Here is a 13,847-nt window from a genome sequence, read left to right on the forward strand (position 1 = left end):
ACAACTTTATTTTAATTTATGCATCTATGAGGGCCGAAAGAGGCTAAAAACAGACATACCAGTGAGATTTGGAGAGTAAGGGGGTGTCAAGTGACCTTCTATCCCTGCCACAGGCACCTTGCTTGTTGTCAACCGCCATTGTTACTATTTATCTAGTCTTTAACAGATTGGTACTTATTCTTTAAGGGGTGGATCATTTTCATGGCAGAGTGCTTGCCCCCTTGATTTCAGATACGGTTTAATTACTGGGAGGGATATTTTTGTCTGTTCGGCCTGCACAAGAACTTTGGGAAACAGCCCTGGGGGAGATTGAACTTCAGGTAAACAAGCCCAATTTCCGCACCTGGTTTGCCAAAACTGTCGGACTTAAGTACGACGGCAGTGAGTTTATTATAGGTGTTCCCAATACTTTCGTAGCCGAATATCTGGAGGTCAATCAGCGTTCGCTGATTGAAAAAACCCTGATAAATATTACCCACAGCCCGGTTGAGCTGGGTTTCCAGCTTGTCCAGTCCGCTCAGGTACAGGCTGCCGCTCCCCAAACAGCCAGAGAAAAAACCGTTTCACCCTTTAACCCCCGTTACACCTTTGAATCCTTTATAGTGGGTTCCTGCAACCGCCTGGCTCATGCCGCTTCGCTGGCCGCCACCCAGAATCCCGGCAAGAGCTACAACCCGCTTTATATCTATGCGGCAGCCGGTTTAGGCAAGACCCATCTTTTACAGGCTATCGGCCATCTAGCAAACTTAAACCGCCGCAAGGCCCTGTATGTCAGCGGGGAACAGTTTACCACTGACTTTATATCATCTATCCGGAACGGCCAAACCGAAGAGTTCCGTGCCCGTTACCGGGATGTAGATTTATTGCTGCTGGATGATGTCCAGTTTATCGGCGGCAAGGAGCAGACCGAAGAATGCCTGTTCCATACCTTTAATGACCTGCATAACTCCAACCGCCAGATAGTCATTTCAGCAGATTCACCCCCCAAGTCACTGCCCCAGCTGGCCGAAAGACTGCGTTCCCGTTTTGAGTGGGGGCTGACGATTGAGATTGAACCGCCGGATGAAAAAACCCGCTTGGAGCTTTTGCAGCTTAAAGCTGAGCAGTCCGGCACCGAACTTAATATGGACACCCTGGAGTACCTGGCTCAGGAAGTAAAGCATAATATCCGCGAACTGGAAGGCAGCCTTAACCGGGTGCTGGCCTATGCCCGCCTGCTAAGGGCTACCATTACCCCGGACCTGGCCGCCAGAGCCCTGTCGGATATCGGCTCACGCCCGGTCAGGGAAAACAGCCCTCTCCGCCCCGGTAATATAATTTCAGCGGTATCCCAGGTATTTCAAATACCCGCAACCGAACTTTTGGGTGCCGCCCGTGACAAAGATACCGCTCTGGCCCGTCAGTTTGCCATGTTTATGCTAAAGCAGCAAAACTCCGCCTCACTGGTAGAAATAGGCCAGTCCCTGGGGGGCAGAAGCGCTTCCACCGTCAGCCACGCCTGCGATAAAATCCAGCTGGAGTTGGAAAACAGCGCCTTTCTGCGCCTGAAAATGTCCGAGGTTCAAAACCAGCTTTCCCAGCAGCGCCTTTCCCGCTGATATTAGCCCTTTTCGCCGCACCGCTTTTCCTTATCCTTATATTTTTCTTTATTTTCATTCTGCCAGCAGGGTGCTTTTGCCGGTTTTTCTATTCTTTTTAGACAGTCTTTCTATAACTTTATTATATTTTTCGATAACCGGGCTGAATTTTCGATAACTTTGCAGATACTTTGCTTTAAAAATAAGACCGGAGGACAGGAATAGAGTTTTTACTCGTAAAGCCTTATTATTAGTATTTCTGATATACTTAAAAATAAACCAGTTAAAGTTAATGGGATTTCGACAACTTAAGAATTAGATAACTTTTTAGATAAGGTGTTTTTATATGTTTGACAGAGTGGAAATACGGATTAAGTCCGGAGACGGCGGCAGCGGCAAGGTTAGTTTCCGCCGCGAAAAATTTGTGCCTTACGGCGGGCCGGACGGGGGTGACGGCGGGGACGGGGGCAATGTATATCTGGAAGCTGATTCCGGGCTTTACAGCCTTTTAAATTTTAAACATAAACGGGTGCATAAGGCGGCCAACGGCGAGAACGGTATGGGCAGCCGCTGTACCGGCCACAACGGGGCTGACCTGGTGATAAAAGTGCCGGTGGGTACGGTTGCTACTATTGTGGAAGAAAACGGCCAGAAACGGGTTCTGGCTGATTTGGCCGCTGACGGAGACCGTACCCTGGTAGCCCGCGGCGGGCAGGGCGGACTGGGCAATACCCACTTTGTTTCGTCCACCAACCAGGCCCCCATGCTGGCTCAGAAAGGCCAGCCGGGCGGCGAATATGAGCTGATACTGGAACTGAAACTGATTGCCGATGTGGCTATTATCGGCTATCCGAATGTGGGCAAATCTTCGCTGCTTTCACTGCTTACCGCGGCCAAACCCAGGGTGGCTAATTACCCGTTTACTACTCTTTCGCCGGTAATGGGGGTGGTGGAAAGGACAGAGGGTACATTTGTTATGGCGGAAGTACCCGGTCTTATTGAAGACGCCCATCTGGGCAGGGGGCTGGGGCATGACTTTTTACGCCATATTTCCCGTACCCGTATGGTTATCCATTTGCTGGACGGGACTTCGGATAACCCCATAGATGATATGATAAAGGTCAACAGCGAGCTGTACCTTTATGACGCCTCTTTGTCGGAACGCCCCCAGGTGGTGGCGGTAAACAAAATAGATGACGAACTGGTGCAGCTTAGACGTGAAGAGCTGACCGAGACTTTTAAAGAAGCCGGGCTGGAGGTATTTTTTATTTCAGCTCTGACGGGCGAAGGGGTGGAGGTGCTTTTGGATAAAGTAGCTGAAAAGCTGGCTATTCTTAAAGCGGCAGATGCACCTGAAACAGAAACTGACCAGGAAATCAAGGTATTCCGGCCTGCCCCCAAGGGCAAAATGGGTTTCCATATAACCCGCCTGGAAGACGGCTGGCAGGTGGAAGCACCTGAAATTGAGCGGATTATTGAGCACTCTGATATTGAAGATTTGGAGGTCAGGCGGCAGATAATGGTGCTTCTTAAACACCGGAATGTCCAGCAGGCGTTGATAAAGGCCGGGGCAGTTATCGGCCAGAAGATTATAACCGGCAGGCTGGAATGGTATCTTTAAAAACAGGCATACTGGGGGGGACTTTTGACCCTATTCATACCGGCCACCTGATACTGGCAGAAGAGGTAAAAAAGAGGCTGGGGCTGGATGAGATTATTTTTATACCCACCGGCCAGCCATATTACAAAGCGGACAAGACTATCAGCCCGGCTGCAGACCGCCTGAACATGGTTAAACTGGCTATATCCGGCAAGCCCTATTTCAGGGTTATGGATATTGAAATAAAAAGAAGCGGCCCTACCTATACGGCAGACACCTTAAATGACCTGAAGCTTATTCTGCCCGAAAAGACCGAACTTTACTTTATATTGGGCTGGGATAATCTGGAGGCTTTGCCGCGCTGGCATAAGGCTTCGGAAATAATACGGCTCTGCCAGCTGGTGGCGGTGCCCCGGATAGGGCAGGCAAAGCCTGATGTGGACGAACTGGATGACAAACTGCCCGGTTTGCAGCAGAGCCTTATTATGCTGTCCAAGCCGGAGGTAGATGTCTCTTCGTCTCTGGTAAGGGAAAGGCTGGAAAACGGACAGGGCGTGGAACATCTGGTGCCTGAGGCAGTGGCTGCCTACATCAAAGAGCACGGTTTGTACCACAGGCAATAAAGCCGCTATTTTAACGTCAGACAAAAATAAGGGGCGTCTTAAGACGCCCCTTAGCTGTTTTCAAAGGCTTTATTTCAGCCTTAGATATCCAGATTCTTAACTGTTTTGGAATGGGACTGGATAAAGGCCTTGCGGGGAGCCACTTCACCGCCCATCAGCAGGTTAAAAATCTGGTCTGCCTTGGCGGCATCTTCCACTTTTACTTCAAGTAATGTGCGGCTGGCCGGGTCCATGGTTGTCTTCCAGAGTTGCTCGGCACTCATTTCACCCAGACCTTTATAGCGCTGGATATCCACTTTGTTGCTCTTGGTTTGGGAAAGCAGGGTCTCTTTTTCGGCATCGTTGTATACCCAGTGTTCGTTGCTGCCTATTTTTATCTTATAAAGAGGCGGCTGGGCAATAAACAAGTGGCTTTCGGTAATAAGCCGGGGCATATGGCGGAAGAAAAAGGTCAAAAGGAGTGTCCGTATATGTGAGCCGTCCACGTCAGCATCTGTCATGAGTACCAGACGGTTGTAGCGCAGTTTGGCGGGGTCAAAGTCATTATCTATGCCGGCTGCCAGAGCGGTAATGATAGCCCTGATTTCCTCGTGGGCCAGCATCTTGTCCGGTGAAGCCTTTTCTACGTTTAAAATTTTACCCCGCAGCGGGAGTATGGCCTGAAAGCGGCGGTTACGCCCCTGTTTGGCTGAACCGCCTGCCGAATCACCCTCTACCAGAAAGAGTTCGCACAGCGAAGCATCCCGTTCCGAACAGTCAGCCAGCTTGCCCGGCAGGGTGCCTGTATCCAGAGCGCTCTTGCGGATAATCAGGTCACGGGCCTTGCGGGCGGCTTCACGGGCCTTGGCGGCGGTGATACATTTTTCCAAAATACGTTTGGTATCATCCGGGTGTTCTTCCAGATACAGGGAAAGCTGTTCGGTAACGGCACTTTCCACAAAACTCTTTATTTCAATATTTCCCAGCTTGCCTTTGGTCTGTCCCTCAAACTGGGGTTCGGGCAGTTTGACGCTGACAATGGCTACTATGCCTTCGCGCACGTCATCACCCATCAGGTTGGGGTCTGTGTCTTTAAGGAATTTTGACTTGTGGGCATAGTCATTGAAAGCCCGGGTCAGGGCGGAACGGAAACCGGTAAGGTGAGTGCCGCCGTCAATGGTGTTTACACAGTTGGCAAAGGTCAGGGTGGAATCCGAGTAGCCGTCATTGTACTGGATAGCTACTTCCAGTATAGTGCTGTCTGATTTTTTGGTTATATAAATGGGCTGGCGGTGGCGTACCTCGCGGTTGCGGTTTAAATGGCGGACAAAGCCGGTGATGCCGCCCTCAAAATAATACGTCCGCTCCTGGTCAGATTGTTCGTCATAAATATAAACCTCAAGCCCTTTGTTGAGGTAGGCTATTTCCCGCAGGCGGTCAGTCAGGGTTTCAAAATCATATTCCGTAGTGGAAAATATCTGCGAGTCCGCCTTGAATATAGTGGTGGTGCCGGAACCGTCTGATACCCCCACTTCTTCCAGCGGGGTGCTGGGCTTGCCGCGCTGGTAGCTTTGCTGGTAGATTTTGCCGTTACGCCTGACCTTGACCGTAGTCCATTCGGCCAGAGCGTTTACTACTGAAGCGCCCACCCCGTGCAGACCGCCGGATACCTGATAGGTCTTGCCGCCGAATTTGGCACCGGCATGCAGGACGGTCATAACTGTTTCCAGGGCGGAAATCTTGGTCACAGGGTGAATATCTATCGGGATACCGCGGCCGTTGTCTTCAACGCTGACGCTGCCGTCTTTATAAATAATGACCTTTATGCGGTCACATACCCCGGCCATAGCTTCATCTACGCTGTTATAAACAATTTCATAAACCAGGTGGTGCAAACCGCGCTGGTCAGTAGAGCCGATATACATGCCCGGTCTTTTGCGGACAGCGGCCAGACCTTCCAGTACCTGGATATCACTGGCGTTATAGTTTTCGGCATTTGCACCCGGTTTGGCTTTATTTTCATCTAACATAATTTCATTTCATCCTGCGGCTTAAAATATACAAATGAGCGGAGTTTAATACCAAGGCTCTTTAAAAAGAGACAAAAAAAGAGAGGTTTCAGAGGAGGGTTTTGACATACTCTAAAAGCTTTCATTAGATATCCAATTATAGCACACAGGCTTAAACGGGTAAAGAAATCAGCTACACCCCAGCTTTGGAAGGCAGGGCAAAATCAGCCGGACCTTGAGCCGTCCGCACCCACCCGGCTGATACTTATGATGCCGCGTATACCCTCCAGTTTGGCCATCAGCCTGGTCAGCTGGGAAAGGCTTTTTATCTGGGCGGTCATGGCAAGGGTGGTAGTTTTATCGTCATTTTCAGTTACGGTCATGGAGAGGATACTTATTTTTTCTTCGGCTACCATGGTGGAAATATCCCGTACCAGACCCACCCTGTCCCAGGCCTGCATGCGGATAGAGGCCGGGTAAAGTTCTTCTTTGGGTATACCCCAGTCTACGCTCACCAGTCTCTCCTTCTCTTCCTCGTGGAGAATATTGTGGCAGTCCTGACGGTGTACTGTAACACCCCGGTTACGGGTGACATAACCTATTATATCGTCACCGGGTACCGGGTTGCAGCATTTGGCAATATTGGTTAAAAGAGAACCGGTGCCCATCACCGAAACACTGCTCTGGGAGGAGGGCTTGGCGGTCTGAACCGTCGGGGTGATAACCCTGGGCTGTTCCTGCTGGCTGAGGAGTTTCATGGATACCTGATGGACTGAAACCGCCCCGTAGCCTATGGCTGCCAGAAATTCATCTGCATTTTCGTATTTAAAGGCTTTGGCCAAAGCCTCACGGTCAACTGTTTTTATGCCGATATGCTTAAGCTCTTTTTCCAGCAGCTCCCGGCCGCGTTCCAGGTTTTCTGTCCGTTCCTGTTTTTTGAACCAGGCCAGTATCTTTTCGCGGGCGTGATGGGTTTTTATATAACCCATATTGGCATTCAGCCAGTCACGGCTGGGGCCGCGGTCCTTTTTGGTGGTGACTATTTCCACTACCTCACCGTTTTTCAGCTGGTAATCCAGGGGTACCAGCCGCCCGTTTGCTTTGGCACCTATACAGCGGTTGCCCAGTTCGGTATGGATACGGTAAGCAAAATCTATGGGGGTAGCCCCTTTGGCCAAATCTTTTATTTCGCCTTTGGGGGTAAAGACAAAGACCTGGTCGTTGAAAATATCGGTCTTGACGGATTCCAGAAATTCTTCGGCGCCGCGCATATCACGGTGCCACTCAATAAGCTGTCTCAGCCAGCCGATACGGTCTTCAAAGTTTACGTCTTCTTTACCGGCGGTTTTGTAACGCCAGTGGGCGGCCACACCGTATTCGGCAATATGGTGCATCTGGTAAGTGCGTACCTGAACCTCAAGCGGGGTAGTGCCTAAACTCATAACGGCGGTATGCAGGGACTGATAGCCGTTCGGTTTGGGGTTGGCTATATAATCATCAAACGCACCCGGTATGGGGTGCCACAAACTGTGGACAATGCCTATGGCATGGTAACAGTCCGGTATGTCATTTACCAGCACCCTCAGGGCGAGTACGTCATAAATATCTTCAAACTGTTTGCCCTGGGAGGCATATTTTTCCATTTTCTGATAAATGCTGTAAAGGTGTTTGGGGCGGCCGGAGAGTTCCACCTTCAGCCCGTTTTTTTCAAATTCGCTCTGAAGAATGGCACTGACGTGTTCAATATAATTTTTGCGCTGGGCAAGTTTTGAATCTACTAGGTTGGCTACCTGGCGGTAATGGCGGGGGTCAAGGTAACGGAAGGCCAGGTCTTCAAGCTGCCATTTCAGCTCCCATATGCCCAGGCGGTGAGCAAGGGGGGCGTAGATTTCCATAGTTTCCTTGGCTATGCTGCGGCGTTTTTCAGCCGAAAGTGCCTGAAGGGTGCGCATATTGTGAAAGCGGTCTGCCAGTTTTATAAAGACCACCCGCAAATCTTCGGACATGGCCACCAGCATTTTACGCAGGTTTTCAGCCTGACGCAGGCTGGCATTGCCGCCGGGGCGGCGGGCATCTTCTATGCCGGGGCCAAGTGCCAGCTTGCTCAGCTTGGTGACCCCGTCTACCAGTTTGGCTACGTCTGCCCCGAATTTTTTTTCTATCTGCTCCAGGCTGATATGGGCATCTTCGGGGACGTCATGGAGCAGAGCGGCCGCCAGGGTGGCCGAGTCCAGCTGGAGGTCAGCCAGAGTTATGGCCACGTTTAAGGGGTGTTCAATAAAGGGTTCGCCGGATTTCCGCATCTGGCCGGTGTGGGCTGCGGCGGCATAGTTATAGGCTTCCTCCAGAAAAACCAGTTTTTCCGGAGGAAGGTATTTGGAGGCCTTTTCTTTAAGATCAGCGAATTCCATCTTGAAATACCGCCCTTGGTTTAATAACTAAAAGTATAGCGCACTGGCAGCGGTGTGTACAAAATCTGGCGTCATGCCTAACTAAAGGCTATAATAGAGACCACTTACAGTTGAAGGAGACAGATAGCTTGTACCAGTCACCCAGAGGTACAGAAGATATACTGCCTGAAGACCAGCCTTACTGGCATTTTGTCAGGCAGCAGGCCGCCCGGATAGCCGCCCTGTACGGTTACCAGCGGACAGATACACCCGTTTTTGAAGATGCCGGGCTGTTTGTGCGGAGTGTTGGCGAGGGGACAGACATTGTCTCCAAGGAAATGTATACCTTTGAAGACCGGGGCGGAGACAAACTGACTTTGCGTCCTGAAGGGACTGCCCCCATTTGCCGGGCTTACCTTGAGCATGGCATGCAGACCCGCACCAAGCCGGTCAAGCTTTATTATCTTAGCTCTATTTTCCGTTATGACCGCCCCCAAGCCGGGCGTTACCGCCAGCACCACCAGTTTGGTTTTGAGGCTATTGGCGAGGCTGATGCTTCGCTGGATGCCGAAGTTATAGAAATGGCCTGGCGTTTTTACAATCTGCTGGGTATCAATGACCTTTCGCTGGAGTTAAACAGCATAGGCTGCCGTGAGTGCCGCCCTGCCTATATTTCGGCCCTTAAAGCTTATTACGGGCAGCATGAAGGAAAGCTTTGTTCAGACTGTAAAACCCGTTTGGATAAAAACACCCTGCGTTTGCTGGACTGCAAGCGGGAGGAATGCCAGTGCGTGGCTGAAAATGCTCCCCGCAGCGCAGATTACCTTTGCCCGGACTGCCTTGCCCACTATAACCGCCTGAAGGAGTGCCTGACGGTAGTGGATTTGCCCTTCCATGAAAATTTCCGTCTGGTAAGGGGTCTTGATTACTACAGCCGCACTGTTTTTGAAATCCAGCCCAGGATAGAGGGTGCCCAGAGTACCATTGGCGGCGGAGGGCGTTATGACGGGCTGATAGAACAGCTTGGCGGAGAGCCTACCCCGGCCATAGGTTTTGCTACCGGTATTGAGCGGATTATTTTAAACCTGAAGCGGCAGGGTATTACCCCGCCTCCCTTGCCTTCCCCTTCGGTTTTTCTGGCTTATATGGGAGAGGCCGCCTCTTTAGCTTCAATTGCTTTGGCATCAGACCTGCGTAAAGCGGGTATAGGTATATACCAGACATATGCCCAAAAGAGTATTAAGGCTCAGCTCAGGCAGGCCAACAGCCTGGGTGCAGACTGGGCGGTGATACTGGGTGAAGAAGAACTGAAACAGGGCTGTGCTGTCCTCCGGAATATGAAAGAGGCCGGTCAGGCAACCATACCCCTTGACCAGCTGATTTGTGAGATAAAAAAACAGATATGACAAAGAATATACTAATTATTGGCGGTTACGGCAATGCCGGCAGCTGTATAGCTATGCTCCTCCTTCAGGAGACAGATGCCCGCATATTTCTGGGCGGCAGGAATCTGGAGAAAGCCAGGTATGTAGCCGAAGGGCTGAACCAGCTGGAAAACATCCAGCGGGTAGAGGGGGTAAAACTAAATGTGGAAGACCCCCAGAGCCTGAAAGAGGCTTTCTGCGGTATGGACATAGTGGTGGTGGCTTCCAATACGCCCGAATATGCCCGCCAGATTGCCTTTGCCGCTTTGGAAGCTAAAGTGGATTATATTGATATCCAGTATTCAGACCGCAAGCTTCACCAGCTGAAGCTGCTTTCCCAGAAGATAAATAATGCTAATTTGTGCTTTATTACCGAGGCCGGCTCGCTGCCGGGACTGCCTTCGGCCCTGGTGCATTTTTGCCATCAAGGGTTTACCACTCTGGAAAGGGTTTCGGTGGGGGCTATTATCTGCCAGAACTGGAAATCAGCCATATCCGAAGAGCGCACCAACGAAGTAATGCGCCAGCTTTCGGATTACCAGCCCTATATTTACCGGGATTATCACTGGAAGCGTTTGGGCTGGTTTCGCCCCGGCACTTCACGCACCTTTAATTTCGGGCCTTTCGGCCGTTTTTCCTGCGGCCCTATGACCCTTGAAGAAATGCGCCCGCTGCCCGGCATGTACCCCACCCTCAAAGAGCTGGGTTTTTATCTGGGCGGGTTTAACTGGTTTACCAACTGGATAAGCATACCCCTTTTGAACCTTGGGCTTCGCTTTTTGGGCAAAGAGGCTAAACGCTCTTTGGGCAGACTGCTGGTCTGGGGGCTGCGCAATTTTGACAGCCAGCCTTATGGTATGGCCATCAAGGTTTCCGCCAGAGGCGAAAGGGGCGGGATAAGGGAGCGGCAGGAAATGCTGCTTTCCCATAAAGATTCATATATGTTTACGGCTATACCCCTGGTAGCCTGCTTGAAACAGTATATAGACGGTTCAGCCCGGCGTTCCGGCCTGCATTATATGGGGCATCTGGTAGATTCCAGGCGGCTGGTGGCGGATATGGAAAAAATGGGTATGACTATCCGTTTTCAAACCCATCTGATAGACAAGCCCCCGGCAGAACGCCCCCGGATAGAAAACTAACTGTTCTTATCCGGCCGTTTCCAGTGGTCAACTATCAGATTGCGGCGGTTAGCCGGGTCACGCAGGTTTTTCCTGTTGTCCAGTACGAACTTTATGCCTATCATCAAAAAGAGCAGGACGGATATCAGGGTGGCAAATTCGGAATGGCTGCCATACCAGACTAAAAAAGGCAGGCTGAACAGGGCAATTCCGGTGGCTAAAGCTATGTTTCGGGTAATGGCTAAGGGTATAAAAACTAAAAGTGCCAGTATGAGCAGATGCTGGGGAAGACCGTAAACAGGCAGTAAGAAGAGCATTGCCCCGAAGGCTGGTCCCAAACCTTTGCCGCCCTTGAAATCCAGCCAGATAGGCCAGTTATGGCCGATTACCGCTGCAAAGCCGGTCAGGATAACCCACTGGGCATTTTGGATAAGCAGGTAATAGGCAACCGAAACTGCCAGAGCGCCTTTGGCCAGGTCCATCAGTACTACTGCCGCACCTGCCCCCACGCCTACTTCGCGGAAGGTATTTAGCCCCCCCATATTTCCCCCGCCCATCTGGCGTATATCCCGCCCGGTTAGGCGGCGGGTGACCAGATAAGCAGAGGGGATAGAACCCAGAAAATATCCTATCAGGAGTGACATAAGGGTATACACAGTGCCCTCCTAATGGTTACTTACAGATTATAAACCGGGGTACACCAGCTTGAATATTTGGCTATATTGCCCTTTATAGCTTCAAAATACAAATCTTTCAGTTTGGCGGTTACCGGCCCGATTTCGCCGTTGCCCACTTTGCGGTGGTCAACCTCGGAAACTGGGGTCAGGTGGGCGGCTGTGCCGGTAAGGAAACATTCCTCCGCTATATAAAGTTCCACCCGGTCAATGCTTCTTTCAAGCACCTCCAGCCCCAGCTCTTTTTCGGCCAGCTCCATAACAGAGTTACGGGTAATGCCGTCCAGTATGCTGTCACAGATGGGCGGGGTAATAAGTTTGCCCTTGCGGACTATAAACAGGTTTTCGCCGCTGCCTTCGGAGACATGCCCATCAGGGGTCAGCATAATACCTTCGTCAAAGCCGTTTTCCACGGCTTCGGTCTTGGTAAAGGCATTATTCAGGTAAATGCCGGTTGATTTCAGCTGGGGAGGCATGACGTTATCGTCAGGGCGGTGCCAGGTGGAGACACAGCAGTGGCAGGTGTCTTTGTCTATATATCTGCCCCAGGGTATGGCCACAATCAGCAAATCACAATCCAGATTGTGCAGCCTGACCCCGAAGGTTTCGGAACTTTTATAAGCTAAAGGGCGGATATAAATATCTTCTTTGAAGCCGCACTTTTTTATAAGGTCAATAGTTATCTTGCAAAGCTCGTCCACAGTGTAGGGCAGGTTCATCTTGAGCACTTTAGCACCGGTCAGCAACCGGGTATAGTGCTCCTTCAGGCGGAAAATGTACATCTGCTTCTTTTCATTATTCCAGTTGCCGCGGATACCTTCAAATACCCCGGTGCCGTAGTGCAGGGCGTGGGTCATTACCCCTATCTTGGCATCCTCCAGCGGTATTATCTGTTTTTTAAAGTAAGCATATGACGTTCCCATATTGCGGACTCCTTTCTTTGAAAATAGATTATAGTCCGCCCGGTATTAAAGGACAAGCCGGGTTTGGCTATGGGATTAATCTGGAAAAGATTATTCCATGTAAGATGGTAAGGTCAGGCGGAAAATACCCGCTATCTGAATAAAAACTTTCTAAAACAAATCTTTCAGCTTGTAAGTCCGCCCGGTTTGGACTGAACCAAAACCGTATTTCTGGCGGATTTTATCCAGAGAGGCGTCCAGTTTTTCCAGCCGGGCTCTGGCCGGGTCTATTTCCAGCTGTTTTTCCGGGCCGCAGAAATCACTTATGCCCACCCCCAGCAGCCTGACTGAGCGGCGGTCTGAATCCAGTATGCCGTTCATCAGTTTGAGGGCGGTTTGGAATATTTCCTGATTACCGGAGCAGGGGTGGTTAAGGTGCTTCTGGCGGGTCAGGGTGGTAAAGTCCGCAAAGCGTATTTTTATCTGAACTACCCGGGCCTGTTTGCCACGTTTGCGCAGGGTGGCGGCAATCTTTTCAGACAGATAACCCAGCTTTGCTTCCAGAAAAGTATGGTTTCGGGTATCGGTCTCAAAGGTGGTTTCGCGGCTGATAGATTTGGCCTCGGCCGGCATTTCTACCGGGCGGTTATCTATTCCGGCAGCCGCATTCAGAAGGTACGGGGCATATGTTCCCAGATGGATTTTCAGAAAGGTGGCGGGTATGCCGGCCAGCCTGCCCAGAGTATTTATGCCCAGTGATTTCAGGTGATATTCGGTCTTTTTGCCTATGCCCGGCATTATGGATATATCCAAAGGGGCTAAAAAGGCGGCTTCCTCACCAGCTGGCACTTCACACTGGCCATTGGGTTTGGCACGTTCGGTGGCTATCTTGGCTACTACTTTGGAATTGGCAATGCCGATACTGGCGTTTATGCTCAGTTCGGCGGTGATGCGGCGGCGGATTTTTAAGGCCATTTCGCCTATACTGCCGTGCAGGGATTCAAAACCGGTTACTTCCAGATAGGCTTCATCCAGCCCCATGGGCTCAAGAAAGGGTGAGAAGTCTGAGAGTATCTGCATAAATTTTTCGGAATATTCACGGTAAAGGCGGTGGTTGCCTTCAATAAATACAGCCTGAGGGCAGAGGTGTTTGGCGCTAAGCAGTGGCATACCAGAGTGAATACCAAATTTGCGGGCTTCGTACGAGGCGGCAGCCACCACGCCCCTCCGTTCCGGTTTGCCCCCTACGATAACCGGCTTACTTTTCAGTTCGGGGCGGAGTGATTGTTCCACTGAGACAAAAAAGGCGTCCAGGTCTACGTGCATTACTCGCCGGATGGCCATTATTCACCGCGCTTTATCAGGCATTTTACCTTTTTTTCAAACAGGGGGCGGGGCAGCAGCAGGTGGTGGCCGCAGCGCAGGCAGGTAATGCCGATATCCGACCCCGCAAAATCTACCTTCCAGTCTGCACCGCCGCAGGGGTGGGGTTTACGCAGTTTGTATACATCTCCGGGGAATATTTCCAGCATTTTACTTCCGTATGGC

11 protein-coding genes are annotated in these 13,847 nt (G+C 50.9%); 5 read left to right on the forward strand and 6 right to left on the reverse strand.

What is annotated here, in order from left to right; all coding sequences use genetic code 11:
• Positions 1–260: 260 nt before the first annotated feature.
• The 3 genes from dnaA (at position 261) to nadD (ending at position 3,800) form a co-directional block, all read left to right on the forward strand.
• Complete coding sequence (gene dnaA / locus DET_RS00005) at positions 261–1,598, forward strand: chromosomal replication initiator protein DnaA (protein ID WP_010935811.1); 1,338 nt, start codon at positions 261–263, stop codon at positions 1,596–1,598.
• A 325-nt stretch (positions 1,599–1,923) separates the two neighbouring features.
• Entirely contained in the window at positions 1,924–3,198 is a 1,275-nt protein-coding gene (gene obgE, locus DET_RS00010) for a GTPase ObgE (protein ID WP_010935812.1), read from the forward strand.
• Positions 3,186–3,800 carry a nicotinate-nucleotide adenylyltransferase gene (gene nadD / locus DET_RS00015; RefSeq protein ID WP_010935813.1) on the forward strand — a complete coding sequence of 205 codons (615 nt, stop codon included), beginning with the start codon at positions 3,186–3,188 and terminating at the stop codon, positions 3,798–3,800. Before obgE ends, nadD begins: the two co-directional genes overlap by 13 nt.
• Before the next feature lie 80 nt (positions 3,801–3,880).
• On the opposite strand, the gene gyrB is transcribed toward nadD, so the two are convergent.
• Positions 3,881–5,809, reverse strand: a complete 1,929-nt coding sequence (gene gyrB, locus DET_RS00020) for a DNA topoisomerase (ATP-hydrolyzing) subunit B (RefSeq protein ID WP_010935814.1) — start codon at positions 5,807–5,809, stop codon at positions 3,881–3,883.
• A 203-nt stretch (positions 5,810–6,012) separates the two neighbouring features.
• Positions 6,013–8,199: a RelA/SpoT family protein gene (locus DET_RS00025; RefSeq protein ID WP_010935815.1), complete on the reverse strand. Its 2,187-nt coding sequence runs from the start codon at positions 8,197–8,199 to the stop codon at positions 6,013–6,015.
• A gap of 128 nt (positions 8,200–8,327) precedes the next feature.
• Between DET_RS00025 and hisS the strand changes: the two genes are divergently transcribed.
• Both hisS and DET_RS00035 read left to right on the forward strand, forming a co-directional pair.
• Positions 8,328–9,584, forward strand: a complete 1,257-nt coding sequence (hisS, locus tag DET_RS00030) for a histidine--tRNA ligase (protein ID WP_010935816.1) — start codon at positions 8,328–8,330, stop codon at positions 9,582–9,584.
• The gene (locus tag DET_RS00035; protein WP_010935817.1) at positions 9,581–10,744 is read left to right on the forward strand and encodes a saccharopine dehydrogenase NADP-binding domain-containing protein; all 1,164 of its coding nucleotides are present in this window, start codon (positions 9,581–9,583) and stop codon (positions 10,742–10,744) included. The genes hisS and DET_RS00035 overlap by 4 nt, the downstream gene beginning before the upstream one ends.
• Here DET_RS00035 and DET_RS00040 read toward each other — a convergent pair.
• The 4 genes from DET_RS00040 to DET_RS00055 form a co-directional block, all read right to left on the reverse strand.
• Positions 10,741–11,367: a glycerol-3-phosphate acyltransferase gene (locus tag DET_RS00040; RefSeq protein ID WP_010935818.1), complete on the reverse strand. Its 627-nt coding sequence runs from the start codon at positions 11,365–11,367 to the stop codon at positions 10,741–10,743. The two genes, DET_RS00035 and DET_RS00040, sit on opposite strands and share 4 nt — an antisense overlap.
• 32 nt (positions 11,368–11,399) lie before the next feature.
• Complete coding sequence (locus tag DET_RS00045) at positions 11,400–12,320, reverse strand: branched-chain amino acid transaminase (protein ID WP_010935819.1); 921 nt, start codon at positions 12,318–12,320, stop codon at positions 11,400–11,402.
• Between the two features lie 150 nt (positions 12,321–12,470).
• Positions 12,471–13,643, reverse strand: coding sequence for a DNA polymerase IV (gene dinB, locus DET_RS00050; protein ID WP_010935821.1), 1,173 nt, complete (start codon positions 13,641–13,643; stop codon positions 12,471–12,473).
• Complete coding sequence (locus tag DET_RS00055; protein WP_010935822.1) at positions 13,643–13,831, reverse strand: DUF951 domain-containing protein; 189 nt, start codon at positions 13,829–13,831, stop codon at positions 13,643–13,645. Before DET_RS00055 ends, dinB begins: the two co-directional genes overlap by 1 nt.
• Between the last annotated feature and the right edge of the window lie 16 nt (positions 13,832–13,847).

Source organism: Dehalococcoides mccartyi 195 (genome assembly GCF_000011905.1).
Taxonomy (GTDB): Bacteria; Chloroflexota; Dehalococcoidia; order Dehalococcoidales; family Dehalococcoidaceae; genus Dehalococcoides; species Dehalococcoides mccartyi.

Bases quoted from the DNA above. Each gene is read 5' to 3' on its own strand.
- nadD (WP_010935813.1), top strand. From the start codon at position 3,186: ATGGTATCTTTAAAAACAGGCATACTGGGGGGGACTTTTGACCCTATT.
- gyrB (WP_010935814.1), bottom strand. From the start codon at position 5,809: ATGTTAGATGAAAATAAAGCCAAACCGGGTGCAAATGCCGAAAACTAT.
- obgE (WP_010935812.1), top strand. From the start codon at position 1,924: ATGTTTGACAGAGTGGAAATACGGATTAAGTCCGGAGACGGCGGCAGC.
- DET_RS00055 (WP_010935822.1), bottom strand. From the start codon at position 13,831: ATGCTGGAAATATTCCCCGGAGATGTATACAAACTGCGTAAACCCCAC.
- DET_RS00025 (WP_010935815.1), bottom strand. From the start codon at position 8,199: ATGGAATTCGCTGATCTTAAAGAAAAGGCCTCCAAATACCTTCCTCCG.
- DET_RS00045 (WP_010935819.1), bottom strand. From the start codon at position 12,320: ATGGGAACGTCATATGCTTACTTTAAAAAACAGATAATACCGCTGGAG.
- DET_RS00040 (WP_010935818.1), bottom strand. From the start codon at position 11,367: ATGTCACTCCTGATAGGATATTTTCTGGGTTCTATCCCCTCTGCTTAT.
- dinB (WP_010935821.1), bottom strand. From the start codon at position 13,643: ATGGCCATCCGGCGAGTAATGCACGTAGACCTGGACGCCTTTTTTGTC.
- DET_RS00035 (WP_010935817.1), top strand. From the start codon at position 9,581: ATGACAAAGAATATACTAATTATTGGCGGTTACGGCAATGCCGGCAGC.